The sequence below is a fragment of the Acidovorax sp. GW823-FHT02H02 genome (assembly GCF_058797075.1).
The window spans coordinates 302,309-314,501 of record NZ_JBXAJH010000003.1; the positions used below are offsets into that span (position 1 = coordinate 302,309).

Below are 12,193 nucleotides of genomic sequence, written 5' to 3' on the forward strand. Positions count from 1 at the left end.
AGGGCAATGGAACTTGATCGATGAAATTGTGACTTGTTGGTTTTTTAACCCGACAAAATCGATTGGGATTTATGGTATACTCTTACAAAATACTCAAGAAAAGAGCCCAACGATGAAGGGCCCTGTGCCAGGCAACTGGATGGGGCAAGGGGCGGAGACGGTGCAGGCGCTGCGCATTTGCCAGGGCCCGCAGTTTTATAACGAACAAGCGTAGACAAGGAGCTTGCGATGCGTCTCACAACCAAAGGCCGTTTTGCGGTCACCGCCATGATTGACCTGGCTTTGCGCCAGAACAATGGCCCTGTCACGCTGGCGGCCATCAGCCAGAGGCAACAAATTTCGCTGTCCTACCTGGAGCAGCTCTTTGGCAAGCTGCGCCGCCACGAGCTCGTGGAATCCACCCGGGGGCCCGGCGGTGGCTACACCCTGGCCCGCAAGGCGGCCGACATCACGGTGGCCGACATCATCGTTTCGGTGGATGAGCCAATTGATGCCACGCAGTGTGGTGGCAAGGAAAATTGCCTGGGCGAGGCGGGGCGCTGCATGACGCATGAGTTGTGGGCTTCGCTCAACCAGCGCATGGTCGAGTTCCTCGACTCCGTCACGTTGCAGAAGCTGGTGGACGAGCAACTGGCCAAGGGCGTGCAGATCGAGGACAAGCCCGTTGCGCGGCGCGCTATCTCCACGACTCCCGTGGTCAAGCCCATTCGCGTGAATGCACCCAATTCGGTGTTCGCGCTGGGTAACGTCTTCGCCAAATCCTGATACCTGGGGCGCCCGGTTCGGCCCTGGGGTCGGCACCGCCCTGAACGTGTTTCTCGAACCTTGTTTTTTTGAGTTTGCCAGCCGGAAATTTTTACTGAGCCAGCCATGGACATGACCCCGCATTTCCCCATCTATCTCGATTACGGCGCCACCACGCCGGTGGATCCACGCGTTGTGGATGCCATGATTCCGTGGCTGCGCGAACATTTCGGCAACCCCGCTTCCCGCAGCCACGCCTGGGGCTGGGAGGCCGAAGAGGCCGTGGAAAAAGCACGCGTGCAAGTGGCCGACCTGATCGGTGCCGACCCCCGCGAGATCGTCTGGACCAGCGGTGCCACCGAGTCCATCAACCTCGCCTTGAAGGGTGCCGCCCATTTCTACCAGGGCAAGGGTAAGCACCTCATCACCCTCAAGACCGAGCACAAGGCCGTGCTGGACACCATGCGCGAGCTGGAGCGCCAGGGTTTCGAGGTGACCTACCTGGATGTGCAGGAGGATGGCCTGGTCAACATGGACGCCCTGAAGGCGGCCGTTCGCCCCGACACCATCTTGATCAGCATCCTGTTCGTGAACAACGAAATCGGTGTGATCCAGGACATTCCGGCCATTGGCGCCCTGTGCCGCGAGAAAGGCATCCTGCTGCATGTGGATGCCGCGCAGGCCACAGGCCGGGTCGAGATCGACATGAGCGTTCTGCCGATCGACCTGATGAGCATGACGGCCCACAAGACCTACGGCCCCAAGGGTGTGGGCGCCTTGTTTGTGCGCCGCAAGCCCCGCGTCCGCCTGGAAGCACAGATGCACGGTGGTGGCCACGAGCGCGGCATGCGTTCGGGCACGCTGCCCACGCACCAGATCGTGGGCATGGGCGAGGCCTTTCGCATCGCCAAGGAAGAAATGGCCGAGAGCAATGCCAAGGCTCGCGCATTGCAGCAGCGCCTGCTCAATGGCTTGAAGGATATCGAGCAGGTGTTCATCAATGGCAGCCTGGAGCGCCGGGTGCCGCAGAACCTGAACATGAGCTTCAATTTCGTCGAAGGCGAATCGCTGATCATGGGGATCAAGGGTTTGGCGGTGTCGTCGGGCTCTGCCTGCACTTCGGCCAGCCTGGAGCCCAGCTATGTCCTGCGCGCCCTGGGCCGCAGCGACGAACTGGCACACAGCAGCCTGCGCATGACCATTGGCCGTTTCACCACCGAAGAAGAGATCGACTACGCCATTGGCACCATTCGTGAAAACGTGGCCCGCCTGCGCGAACTCAGTCCGCTGTGGGAGATGTACCAGGACGGCATCGATATCAGCACCATCCAGTGGGCAGCGCACTGAATTCCTGAAGATTTCTGAAGAATTGAAGAGGTACACATCATGGCTTACTCCGACAAAGTGGTTGACCATTACGAAAACCCCCGCAACGTGGGTTCGTTCGACAAGGGTGACGATTCCGTGGGCACCGGCATGGTGGGCGCTCCTGCCTGCGGCGACGTGATGAAGCTGCAGATCAAGGTGAACCCGCAAACCGGCGTCATTGAAGATGCCCGTTTCAAGACCTATGGCTGCGGCTCTGCCATTGCCTCGTCGTCGCTGGTGACCGAATGGGTCAAGGGCAAGACGCTGGACGAAGCGGCGGCCCTGAAAAACAGCGAGATCGCCGAAGAGCTGGCTCTGCCGCCCGTCAAGATCCACTGCTCCATCCTCGCCGAAGACGCCATCAAGGCGGCCGTGAACGACTACAAGGCCAAGCACCACAGCGCGGCGGCCGCAGCCTGACCATGGCCATTACGCTGACAGAAGCTGCTGCCCGGCATGTCTCCCGCTACCTGGCGCGCCGGGGCAAAGGGTTGGGCGTGCGCCTGGGGGTCAAGACCACCGGCTGCTCGGGCCTGGCCTACAAGCTCGAATATGTGGATGACTCCGAACCGGAAGACATCGTGTTTGAAAACCACGGTGTCAAGGTGCTGATCGACCCCAAGAGCCTGGCCTACATCGATGGCACCGAGCTGGATTTTGTGCGCGAAGGCCTGAATGAAGGCTTCAAGTTCAACAACCCCAATGAACGGGACCGCTGCGGCTGCGGTGAGAGCTTCCGCGTTTGAGGTTTTCTGCCGCGTTGCCGTCCAACCGCCATCGCGCTGCGTGCTGGCGGTTTTTTATTGATCCTGCGTGACCTGGTATGGGCATGAATCTGCAATCTGACGACTTTGAGCTGTTTGGCGTGCCGCAATGCTTTGCCCAGGACCGGGCGGCACTGGATGCGCGCTGGAAGGAACTGCAGCGCGAGGCCCATCCCGACAAATTTGCGGCACAGGGCGCCGCTGCCCAGCGGTTGGCCATGCAGTGGTCGGTGCGCATCAACGAGGCCTACCAGCGCCTGAAAGCGCCGATGCGCCGTGCCGCCTATCTGTGCGAACTGCATGGCACACCCATCCAGGCCGAAGACAACACCGCCATGCCCGCAAGCTTTCTGATGCAGCAGATGGAGTGGCGTGAATCGCTGGGGGAAGCGCGTTCATCTGCCGAGCTGGACGCACTGGACGATGGCGTGCAGCAGGCCCAGAGCCAGGCGCTGGCACTTTGCGGCCAACTGATCGATGAGCAAAAGGACTATGCCGCTGCAGCGCGGCAGGTCAGAGCCCTCATGTTCATTGCGCGATTTGCCGACGACATCGAGCGGCGCCGGGATCAGCTGGGACAATAGCGGAATCACCCCTTTTTCGAGGCGCGTTGCGCGTGGCACAGCCTCATCACGTAGAACACAAGATCTTCATGGCGCTTTTGCAGATTTCCGAGCCCGGACAGTCCCCCGACCCGCACCAGCGGCGCATTGCGGTCGGCATTGATTTGGGCACCACGCATTCCCTGGTGGCGGCGGTGCGCAATGGCGTGGCCGAGTGCCTGCCCGACGGTGAGGGGCGCGTGCTGCTGCCATCGGTGGTGCGCTACCTGGAGCAGGGCGGGCGGCAGATTGGCTACGACGCAATAGCAGCGCAGTCCGGCGATGCCCGCAATACCATCGCCTCGGCCAAGCGCTTCATGGGCCGTGGTCTGAAGGATGTGGCGGACGCAGAGCAGTTGCCCTACGAATTCGTCCAGAGCCCCGACGCCAGCGCTGGCGGTATGGTGGGGCTGCTGACGGCGGGGGGCGTGAAGTCACCGGTGGAAATCAGTGCCGAGATCCTGGCCACGCTGCGTTACCGCGCCGAAGACACCTTCAACGACGACCCGTACGGTGCAGTGATCACGGTGCCGGCCTATTTTGATGACGCCCAGCGCCAGGCCACCAAAGATGCAGCCAAGCTGGCCGGAATCCATCTGCTGCGCCTGATCAATGAACCAACCGCTGCGGCCATTGCCTATGGCCTGGACAATGCCAGCGAAGGCGTCTACGCGGTTTACGACCTGGGCGGCGGCACCTTCGACATCTCCGTGTTGCGACTGACGCAAGGCGTTTTCGAAGTGATTGCCACCGGCGGCGATTCCGCCCTGGGCGGCGATGACTATGACGCAGCGCTTGCCAATTGGGTGCTTGAGCAGCAGGGCTTGTCCGCCAATACGCCTGCCGACAAGGCAGCAATCCGCATGGCGGCCAGAGCCTGTAAGGAAACCTTGACTGCTACTGAAATAGTAGCGTTTGTCGTTGATTTGACAGTTGGTAGCGTGCGATTGGATGTCAAACAATCCGATTTTGAAGCCGCTACCGCCGAGTTGACCGCGCGCTCCATGGCCGCGGTGCGCCGCGTCTTGCGCGATGCGAAGCTGGCGCGCGACGACGTGCAGGGGGTGGTCATGGTGGGCGGCTCCACCCGCATGCCCCAGGTGCAGCGTGCAGTGGCCGAGTTTTTTGGCAAGGAGCCCCTGACCAATCTCAACCCGGACGAGGTGGTCGCACTGGGTGCCGCCATCCAGGCCAACCAGTTGGCGGGCAACAACACGGCGGGCGATCTGTTGCTGCTCGACGTGATTCCCCTGTCGCTGGGCATCGAGACCATGGGCGGGCTGGTGGAGCGCATCGTGGCCCGCAACGAGACTATTCCCACCGCCAAGGCGCAGGACTTCACCACCTACAAGGATGGCCAGACCGCATTGGCCATCCATGTGGTGCAGGGCGAGCGCGACCTCGTGCAGGACTGCCGCAGTCTGGCCCGTTTCGAGCTGCGCGGCATACCTGCGATGGCGGCCGGCGCAGCCCGCATCCGGGTCACTTTCACGGTCGATGCCGATGGCCTGCTGAGTGTGAATGCCCGGGAGCAGGGCAGTGGTGTCGAGGCCCGCATCGACGTGAAGCCCTCCTATGGCCTGTCGGACGACCAGATCGCCCGCATGCTGCAAGACGGCTTTGCCACGGCCGCGCAGGACATGCGCGCACGGGCCGTGGTGGAGGCGCGCGTGGATGCCGACCGCATGCTGATGGCGACCCAGAGCGCCCTGGATGCCGATGGCGACGTGTTGACTGGGCCCGAACGGGCCGACATCGAGGCCTTGATGACCGCCCTGGGCCAGCAACGCGAGTCCGACGATGCCGCCGTCATCGAGGCGGCGACCCAGGCCCTGGCCAAGGGCACAGAGGCCTTTGCCGCGCAGCGCATGAACCGCGGCATTCGCCAGGCCCTGGCGGGCAAGAACGTGCAGGCTTTCTGAACCCACCGAGCGTACCCCTGCGAACAAGAAGACCATCCATGCCTGTCATCAAGATACTGCCCCACCCTGAATATTGCCCCTCCGGTGCCGAGATCACCGCGCCGGCAGGCACATCCATCTGCGAAGCGCTGCTGGAGAACCACATCAACATCGAGCACGCCTGTGACATGAGCTGTGCCTGCACTACCTGCCACGTCATCGTGCGTGCGGGCATGGAATCGCTCAACGAGGCCGAGGAAGAAGAAGAGGACCTGCTCGACCGTGCCTGGGGGCTGGAGCCCCAGTCGCGCCTGTCGTGCCAGGCCATCATTGCGCAGAAAGACCTGGTGGTGGAGATACCCAAATACTCCATCAACCACGCCAAGGAAAACCACTGATATGCACGGTGCTTCAGCCCCACGCGGCATGAGTACTGTGCGCCGCACGCCGGTTGCACCACGGGAGGCCTGATGTCACGGCAGATTGTTCTGGACACGGAAACCACTGGTCTGTCCGCCGAAGGGGGCGACCGCATCATTGAAATCGGTTGCGTGGAGCTGGTGGCGCGCAAGCTCACGGGCAACAACAAGCATTTCTACCTGAACCCCGAGCGCGACAGCCACGAGGATGCGCTGCGCGTGCACGGCATCAGCAACGAATTCTTGAAGGACAAACCCAAGTTTGCGGCCGTGGCCGATGAGCTGCTGGACTACCTGCAGGGCGCCGAGATCATCATCCACAACGCGGCATTTGACGTGGGCTTCCTGAACAAGGAGCTGGAGCTGGTGGGGCGCCCCGCGTTCCGCAGCTTTGTGGACTGCATCACCGACACCCTGGCCATGGCCAAGGAGCTCTATCCCGGCAAGCGCAATTCGCTCGATGCGCTGTGCGACCGCCTGGGCGTGGACAACTCGGGCCGCACACTGCATGGCGCCTTGCTGGATGCCGAATTGCTGGCGGATGTGTACATCAACCTCACCCGAGGCCAGGATGCGCTGCTGATCATCGACGATGCGCAGGACAGCGCCGATGGCGCCAGCTTCGTCCAGATCGATCTGCGCAGCTTCAACCTGCCCGTGCTGCAGGCCAGCGAGCAGGAAATTGCATCCCACGAAGAAGTGCTGACGCAGATCGACAAGGCCAGTGGTGGCAAAACAATTTGGCGATCCGTTCAGCCAGGCTGAAAAGCTGTGCCATAATCGAAGGCTGTCGCAGCGACACGGGTGATTAGCTCAGCGGTAGAGCACTGCCTTCACACGGCAGGGGTCACATGTTCGATCCATGTATCACCCACCAAGCCTGTTGACAGCCAGCGCCATCCTTTGATGGGATGTGCGACGGGTGATTAGCTCAGCGGTAGAGCACTGCCTTCACACGGCAGGGGTCACATGTTCGATCCATGTATCACCCACCAAATTCAACCCTTGCAGGCGCATGTCTGCAAGGGTTTTTTCATGACCGGGGCATAACGGCGCACAAGCGGATGGATTGGCCGTTACAGTTGGCGCTCCGCGTCCGTACATTGCGCGAAGCGGCCTGCCCCTCGGACCCAATGTGGGCGGCGAAACGTTTCCCCGACCTTGCCCTTACTCCATGCTGGCTTTTCACAACCCGTTGCACCGGGGGCATGCCCCCGTCCATGAGTTCTTCCGGGGTGAACGCGTGCCCTGCTTCGAAAACCCCACGCGGGCCGATTACGTGGAAAGCAGCCTTCGAGCCCGGGGCCACCGCTTGCTCGCACCCGATGCCGACAGCTCAACGGTGTTGGGCCAGGTTCATGCGGCGCGCTATCTGGCATTCCTGGAGGGGGCCTGGCAACAGTGGCTGGCGCTCGATACCTCCAATGCCTCGGTGCAGCCGTTCCCGTCGGTCTGGCCGGTGCGCACATTGCGCAGCGACAGGGAGCCTGACAATTTCATCGCGCGCCTGGGCCTGTACTCCATGGACAACGGTACGCCGCTGGCGGCAGGCACCTGGGCTGCCGCCAAGGCCGGCGCGGATGCGGCTGCCAGTGCGGCCTTCCGGGTGGCCGCAGGCGAGCGCGCCGTGTTTTGCTGCACGCGTCCGCCCGGGCACCATGCGGGGCCCGATTTCATGGGGGGTTACTGCTTTCTCAACAATGCGGCGGTGGCGGCCCAGGCCTTGCGCGACCGGGGGGCGGATCGCGTGGCCGTGCTGGATGTGGATTACCACCATGGCAATGGCACCCAGAGCATCTTCTACGGCCGCGGCGATGTGCTGTTCGTGAGCATCCACGGTGACCCCCGCACCGAATACCCTTTCTATCTCGGCCATGCCGATGAAACCGGCGAGGGCGAAGGAGAGGGCTGCAACCTGAACCTGCCGCTGCCCGCCGGGACCACCGCAACCGCCTGGTTTGCTGCGCTGGAGCAGGCCTGTGCCCGCATTGCGCGGTTCGGAGCGGATGCCCTGGTGGTTTCGCTGGGCCTGGATACCTTCGAAGGGGATCCCATTTCGCGGTTTGCCCTCGCTTGTGCCGATTTTTCCCGTCTGGGTGCGCGGCTGGCGGGATTGAAATTGCCGACGGTGCTGGTTCTGGAAGGCGGCTATGCCGCTGCAGAGCTGGGCACCAATGCAGGCAATGTGCTGGACGGTTTTGAGCAGGCCTGAAGGTATTTTCAGAAAAAAGGAAGACAGAGATGACGGACAAGGTGGATTGCGTCGTGGTGGGCGCGGGTGTGGTGGGCCTGGCCGTGGCCCGTGCGCTGGCCATGCAGGGGCGCGAGGTGATGGTGCTGGAGGCCGCAGACGCCATCGGCACGGGTACCAGTTCGCGCAACAGCGAGGTCATTCATGCCGGGCTGTATTACCCCACGGGTTCGCTCAAGGCGCGCCTGTGTGTGCAAGGCCGTGATCTGCTGTATGCCTATTGCGCCGACCATGGCGTGCCGCACCGGCGTTGCGGCAAGCTGCTGGTGGCGACTTCGCCGGAGCAACTGCCAGGCCTTCGGTCGATTCAGGAGCGCGCCACGGCCAACGGTGTTCTGGACCTGCAGTGGCTGGACCGCGACGCGGCCCGGGCACTGGAGCCCGCCCTGGAATGCGTGGCGGCACTGCATTCGCCCAGCACGGGAATCGTGGACAGCCATGCCCTCATGCTCGCCCTGCAGGGTGATCTGGAGCATGCCGGCGGAATTGTTGCATTGAATTCGCCTCTGGCATTTGCCGATTGTGTGCAAGGTGCTATTTTTTTAGAAGCAAAAGATGGCACGCGCCTGCAAGCCAATACCGTGGTCAATGCGGCGGGTCTGCAGGCGCCGGCCCTGGCCCGACAATTTTCCGGGCTGGACGCACGCCACATTCCGACGGCCTATTACGCCAAGGGCAGCTATTTCACGCTGACCGCAAAGGCACCGTTCAGCCGCCTGATCTACCCGGTGCCCGAGGCTGCGGGGCTGGGGGTTCACCTCACGCTGGATCTGGGCGGGCAGGCCAAGTTCGGGCCGGACGTGCAATGGGTGGATTCGGCCGACGATCTGCTGGTCGATCCGGCGCGGGGAGAGGCCTTTTATGGCGAAGTGCGCAAGTACTGGCCTGGCTTGCGCGATGGCGCGCTGGCACCGGGCTACGCGGGCATCCGGCCCAAGATCCATGGCGCCGACGCACCCGCAGCGGACTTTCTCATCCAGGGGCCGTGCGACCATGGCGTGCCTGGCTTGGTGAATCTCTTTGGCATCGAATCTCCGGGCCTTACCAGCGCCCTGGCCATCGCCGACCATGCGCTCTCTCTGGTTTGACTTGCATCAAATCCCGCTCTTTTGGTAACGTTTAGCGACCAAGCGGTGTGACAGGTTTTTGGGCATGTCGCTAAGATGGTCCTCAGGCTGCAGCATCCACGCTGCATGGCTGCTCACTTATTGCAACGAAAGGCATGTATGACTGCTTCTGACACCACCACCACCCAGGGCGAACTTGAAAAACTCGTGTCCGATCTGCGCGGCTTGTTGGCAAGCCGGGATCTGGATTCGTTCCCCGAGATCAAGGTGCTGCGCCAGCGCCTGGACGACGGCATGCATTCGGTGCGGGAATCGGCCGTGCGTGCCGCGCAGGAAGCAGCCCGCCAGGCCAAGGATGCAGCCGTGGCGGCTGACCGCTATGCCCACGATGAGCCCTGGCGCGTGGCCAGCGCGGCGCTGGCCGTCGGTGCTCTGGTGGGATTTTTGCTTGCACGCCGTTGATCGCTTGCCGTCCATTGCGCTGATGCAGGGAGAGTGCGTATGAACTGGCTTTCCTTGCTCGGACTGGAGGCATTCGCTGCGCGGTGGCGGGCGAATGCCATCGAGGGGGCCATCGCTGCCGAAGATCGGCTGGCATTGGCGCGCCTGGAGTGGCTCGATCAAAAGCAGCGCTTGCAACAGCTGCTGGCGCTGTTGATCGCCGTCATCGGGCTCACCATGGTGGCCTTGGTGATGGTGTCGATGGCCGTTCTGGTGCAGTTCTGGGACACGCCCCATCGCATGCTGGCGGCCTGGGTAGTGGCAGGGACATGGCTGGTGGCCTGGTGCGCTGCCATCGTCACGTTGGTGGCGGTGGTACGCAGCATGGGCAATGGTTTTGCCCTGACCCGGCGTGAGTTGTCACAAGACTGGCGTGATATCAAGGAGCGCTTGTGAGTTCTTCCGAACAGGCCTTTTCAGTGCACGCCACGGTGGCGCAGCAACGGGTGCTGGAGCGCATCGCCGAGCAGCGCAAGCGTTTGCGCGACCGCCGTGCCGCGCGGTTGCAGGCCCAGGCCTTGGCTGTTGCGACCGAGGGCGACGATGCGGAGGCTTCTTTGCTGCCGCGCGTTGCTGGCTTTGTCCGCCAGCATCCTGCTGCCGTTGCCGCGCTGGCCGGCGTGGCGATTGCCGCTGGCCCACGCCGACTGGTGCGATGGGCAGGGGTGGTGCTCCCGCTGGTGATGCGCCTGCGCCGCTAAGGCGCGATGTGGCTGCAAGGTGGGGCGCAAGGCCTCACCATTGGCCGTTCATCCGCCGTTCAGGCCATTGCCTTGATGGCGCGCGCCACCTTCGAGACGAGCGCGGGGCCTTCATAGATCAGGCCGGTGTAGATCTGCACCACGTCCGCTCCCGCGCGGATTTTGCTCAGGGCATCTTCCGCACTGAGAATGCCACCCACGCCGATGATCGGAAAACGGCTGCCCAGTGCGGCGCGCAGCTGGCGGATAACCTGGTTGCTGGCTTCCAGCACCGGTGCACCGCTGAGCCCTCCCGGCTCCTCGGCATGGGGCATTCCCTTGACGGCTTCCCGGCGGATGGTGGTGTTGGTGGCGATCACGCCATCCATGCCGTGGCGTTGCAGTGTGCTGGCAATCACCGCCACCTGCGCCTCGTCGAGGTCGGGGGCAATTTTGACAAAGATGGGCACGCGGCGGGACGAGGTGACACCCTTGCTGTCGGTCTGGCGGTATTGCCCGGCCAGTGCTTCGCGGCGTTCGGCAATCGCGCCCAGCAGGGCATCAAGGGCCGCGTCGCTTTGCAATGCGCGCAGGTTCTGTGTGTTGGGTGAGCTGATATTGACCGTGACGTAATCGGCGTGCGGGTACACGCCGTCAAGGCAGGTGAGGTAGTCGCTGGTGGCGTCTTCGATCGGGGTGCTGGCGTTCTTGCCGATGTTCAGGCCCAGCAGCATCGGGTGTTTGCGATGCTGCGTGCGAAACCGCGCCTGCTGCACGTTGTGGATGAATGCGTCCAGGCCGTCGTTGTTGAAGCCCAGCCGGTTGATCAGGGCCCTTGCCTCGGGCAGGCGGAACATGCGGGGCTTGGGATTGCCCGGCTGGGCCTTGGGTGTCACCGTGCCCACCTCCACAAAGCCGAAACCCATGGCGCCCAGGGCGTCGATGCAGCGGGCATTCTTGTCCAGCCCGGCCGCCAGACCCACGCGGTTGGGAAAGGTCAGCCCGGCCAGCTCGGTGGGGTCATCCACGGTTTCGTTGCACCAGGCCCACTGCATGGGCGTGCCTTGGCCGCGCGCGAGCATGCCCATGGTGAGTTCATGGGCGGATTCGGCATCCATGCCGAAAAGGAAAGAGCGGGTGAGAGCGTAGGGGATCAGTGACATGGAGGGATAATTCGACGATTACCCTCTGATTCTCCCCCATGACGACTCCATCCCCTCTGACCCAAGACGAACTCAAGGCCCTGGTGGGCAAGGCGGCCCTGCAATACGTGGTGCCCGGTGCCATCGTGGGAGTTGGCACGGGTTCCACGGTCAACCACTTCATCGACGCGCTGGCGGGCATGAAAGACCAGATCCGGGGTGCTGTTTCCAGCTCGGTGGCGAGCACCGAGCGGCTCAAGGCGCTGGGAATTCCGGTGTTCGATGCCAATAAAGTGGAATCGCTGGCGGTGTACATCGATGGCGCCGATGAAATCGACGGCCACGGCTGCATGGTCAAAGGCGGCGGCGCTGCACTGACGCGCGAGAAGATCGTGGCGGCCCTGGCCAGCCGCTTTGTCTGCATCGTCGATGAGTCCAAGCTGGTGCCAGCACTGGGCCGCTTCCCTTTGCCGGTGGAGGTGATTCCGATGGCCGCCCAGCACATTGCGCGGCGCTTTGCCGCGCTGGGTGGCACGGCGCACCTGCGCCTGAGGGACGGACAACCTCTGGTTACGGACAACGGTCAGCACATCCTGGACGTGACGGGCTTGTCCATCACCGACCCGCTGGGGTTTGAGTCCCAGGTGAACCAGTGGCCCGGGGTGGTGACGGTGGGCGTATTCGCGCACCAGAAGGCGTCGGTAGGCCTCGTAGGAACCACGCAGGGCGTGGTGAAGACCTTCACCTACTGAAC

General features: G+C 63.0%; 16 protein-coding genes and 2 tRNA genes. 17 read left to right on the plus strand and 1 reads right to left on the minus strand.

Annotated features, from left to right (window positions below):
• The first annotated feature begins 13 nt into the window (after nucleotides 1–13).
• The 16 genes from AC1RDS_RS05015 (at nucleotide 14) to AC1RDS_RS05090 (ending at nucleotide 10,318) form a co-directional block, all read left to right on the plus strand.
• Nucleotides 14–214 (plus strand): hypothetical protein, encoded by a 201-nt coding sequence (locus AC1RDS_RS05015; protein WP_492226701.1) that lies wholly within the window; start codon nucleotides 14–16, stop codon nucleotides 212–214.
• Nucleotides 215–228: 14 nt separating this feature from the next.
• Nucleotides 229–765: a Fe-S cluster assembly transcriptional regulator IscR gene (iscR, locus tag AC1RDS_RS05020; RefSeq protein ID WP_005794107.1), complete on the plus strand. Its 537-nt coding sequence runs from the start codon at nucleotides 229–231 to the stop codon at nucleotides 763–765.
• 105 nt (nucleotides 766–870) lie between these two features.
• Nucleotides 871–2,091, plus strand: a complete 1,221-nt coding sequence (locus AC1RDS_RS05025; RefSeq protein ID WP_348682602.1) for an IscS subfamily cysteine desulfurase — start codon at nucleotides 871–873, stop codon at nucleotides 2,089–2,091.
• 39 nt (nucleotides 2,092–2,130) lie between these two features.
• The gene (gene iscU / locus AC1RDS_RS05030; protein WP_348682604.1) at nucleotides 2,131–2,532 is read left to right on the plus strand and encodes a Fe-S cluster assembly scaffold IscU; all 402 of its coding nucleotides are present in this window, start codon (nucleotides 2,131–2,133) and stop codon (nucleotides 2,530–2,532) included.
• 2 nt (nucleotides 2,533–2,534) lie between these two features.
• Complete coding sequence (iscA, locus tag AC1RDS_RS05035) at nucleotides 2,535–2,858, plus strand: iron-sulfur cluster assembly protein IscA (protein ID WP_026435065.1); 324 nt, start codon at nucleotides 2,535–2,537, stop codon at nucleotides 2,856–2,858.
• A gap of 83 nt (nucleotides 2,859–2,941) precedes the next feature.
• On the plus strand, nucleotides 2,942–3,460 hold the full coding sequence (gene hscB, locus AC1RDS_RS05040; protein ID WP_348682605.1) for a Fe-S protein assembly co-chaperone HscB: 519 nt from the start codon (nucleotides 2,942–2,944) through the stop codon (nucleotides 3,458–3,460).
• Nucleotides 3,461–3,528: 68 nt separating this feature from the next.
• Nucleotides 3,529–5,400 carry a Fe-S protein assembly chaperone HscA gene (gene hscA, locus AC1RDS_RS05045; protein WP_092698963.1) on the plus strand — a complete coding sequence of 624 codons (1,872 nt, stop codon included), beginning with the start codon at nucleotides 3,529–3,531 and terminating at the stop codon, nucleotides 5,398–5,400.
• Nucleotides 5,401–5,438: 38 nt separating this feature from the next.
• Nucleotides 5,439–5,777, plus strand: a complete 339-nt coding sequence (gene fdx, locus AC1RDS_RS05050) for an ISC system 2Fe-2S type ferredoxin (protein ID WP_026435062.1) — start codon at nucleotides 5,439–5,441, stop codon at nucleotides 5,775–5,777.
• A 72-nt stretch (nucleotides 5,778–5,849) separates the two neighbouring features.
• Nucleotides 5,850–6,563, plus strand: a complete 714-nt coding sequence (dnaQ, locus tag AC1RDS_RS05055; RefSeq protein ID WP_348682606.1) for a DNA polymerase III subunit epsilon — start codon at nucleotides 5,850–5,852, stop codon at nucleotides 6,561–6,563.
• A 37-nt stretch (nucleotides 6,564–6,600) separates the two neighbouring features.
• Nucleotides 6,601–6,675, plus strand: a tRNA-Val gene (locus tag AC1RDS_RS05060).
• Between the two features lie 43 nt (nucleotides 6,676–6,718).
• Nucleotides 6,719–6,793 (plus strand) — tRNA-Val (locus AC1RDS_RS05065).
• A 179-nt stretch (nucleotides 6,794–6,972) separates the two neighbouring features.
• Nucleotides 6,973–8,010: a histone deacetylase family protein gene (locus AC1RDS_RS05070; protein ID WP_287877916.1), complete on the plus strand. Its 1,038-nt coding sequence runs from the start codon at nucleotides 6,973–6,975 to the stop codon at nucleotides 8,008–8,010.
• 29 nt (nucleotides 8,011–8,039) lie between these two features.
• Nucleotides 8,040–9,137, plus strand: coding sequence for an NAD(P)/FAD-dependent oxidoreductase (locus tag AC1RDS_RS05075; protein ID WP_348682608.1), 1,098 nt, complete (start codon nucleotides 8,040–8,042; stop codon nucleotides 9,135–9,137).
• Between the two features lie 138 nt (nucleotides 9,138–9,275).
• Nucleotides 9,276–9,578 carry an ElaB/YgaM/YqjD family protein gene (locus AC1RDS_RS05080; RefSeq protein ID WP_026435058.1) on the plus strand — a complete coding sequence of 101 codons (303 nt, stop codon included), beginning with the start codon at nucleotides 9,276–9,278 and terminating at the stop codon, nucleotides 9,576–9,578.
• Nucleotides 9,579–9,617: 39 nt separating this feature from the next.
• Complete coding sequence (locus AC1RDS_RS05085; protein WP_092698878.1) at nucleotides 9,618–10,013, plus strand: phage holin family protein; 396 nt, start codon at nucleotides 9,618–9,620, stop codon at nucleotides 10,011–10,013.
• On the plus strand, nucleotides 10,010–10,318 hold the full coding sequence (locus AC1RDS_RS05090; RefSeq protein ID WP_287877919.1) for a hypothetical protein: 309 nt from the start codon (nucleotides 10,010–10,012) through the stop codon (nucleotides 10,316–10,318). Before AC1RDS_RS05085 ends, AC1RDS_RS05090 begins: the two co-directional genes overlap by 4 nt.
• Before the next feature lie 59 nt (nucleotides 10,319–10,377).
• Here AC1RDS_RS05090 and AC1RDS_RS05095 read toward each other — a convergent pair whose 3' ends face one another.
• Nucleotides 10,378–11,460 (minus strand): quinone-dependent dihydroorotate dehydrogenase, encoded by a 1,083-nt coding sequence (locus AC1RDS_RS05095; RefSeq protein ID WP_348682609.1) that lies wholly within the window; start codon nucleotides 11,458–11,460, stop codon nucleotides 10,378–10,380.
• Between the two features lie 38 nt (nucleotides 11,461–11,498).
• On the opposite strand from AC1RDS_RS05095, the gene rpiA reads away from it, so the two are divergent.
• The gene (rpiA, locus tag AC1RDS_RS05100) at nucleotides 11,499–12,191 is read left to right on the plus strand and encodes a ribose-5-phosphate isomerase RpiA (RefSeq protein WP_348682611.1); all 693 of its coding nucleotides are present in this window, start codon (nucleotides 11,499–11,501) and stop codon (nucleotides 12,189–12,191) included.
• Nucleotides 12,192–12,193 lie beyond the last annotated feature (2 nt).

Excerpts from the sequence above, each read along its gene's own strand:
- iscR (WP_005794107.1), top strand. The coding sequence starts at position 229 with ATGCGTCTCACAACCAAAGGCCGTTTTGCGGTCACCGCCATGATTGAC.
- AC1RDS_RS05025 (WP_348682602.1), top strand. The coding sequence starts at position 871 with ATGGACATGACCCCGCATTTCCCCATCTATCTCGATTACGGCGCCACC.
- iscU (WP_348682604.1), top strand. The coding sequence starts at position 2,131 with ATGGCTTACTCCGACAAAGTGGTTGACCATTACGAAAACCCCCGCAAC.
- iscA (WP_026435065.1), top strand. The coding sequence starts at position 2,535 with ATGGCCATTACGCTGACAGAAGCTGCTGCCCGGCATGTCTCCCGCTAC.
- hscB (WP_348682605.1), top strand. The coding sequence starts at position 2,942 with ATGAATCTGCAATCTGACGACTTTGAGCTGTTTGGCGTGCCGCAATGC.
- hscA (WP_092698963.1), top strand. The coding sequence starts at position 3,529 with ATGGCGCTTTTGCAGATTTCCGAGCCCGGACAGTCCCCCGACCCGCAC.
- fdx (WP_026435062.1), top strand. The coding sequence starts at position 5,439 with ATGCCTGTCATCAAGATACTGCCCCACCCTGAATATTGCCCCTCCGGT.
- dnaQ (WP_348682606.1), top strand. The coding sequence starts at position 5,850 with ATGTCACGGCAGATTGTTCTGGACACGGAAACCACTGGTCTGTCCGCC.
- AC1RDS_RS05070 (WP_287877916.1), top strand. The coding sequence starts at position 6,973 with ATGCTGGCTTTTCACAACCCGTTGCACCGGGGGCATGCCCCCGTCCAT.
- AC1RDS_RS05075 (WP_348682608.1), top strand. The coding sequence starts at position 8,040 with ATGACGGACAAGGTGGATTGCGTCGTGGTGGGCGCGGGTGTGGTGGGC.
- AC1RDS_RS05080 (WP_026435058.1), top strand. The coding sequence starts at position 9,276 with ATGACTGCTTCTGACACCACCACCACCCAGGGCGAACTTGAAAAACTC.
- AC1RDS_RS05085 (WP_092698878.1), top strand. The coding sequence starts at position 9,618 with ATGAACTGGCTTTCCTTGCTCGGACTGGAGGCATTCGCTGCGCGGTGG.
- AC1RDS_RS05095 (WP_348682609.1), bottom strand. The coding sequence starts at position 11,460 with ATGTCACTGATCCCCTACGCTCTCACCCGCTCTTTCCTTTTCGGCATG.
- rpiA (WP_348682611.1), top strand. The coding sequence starts at position 11,499 with ATGACGACTCCATCCCCTCTGACCCAAGACGAACTCAAGGCCCTGGTG.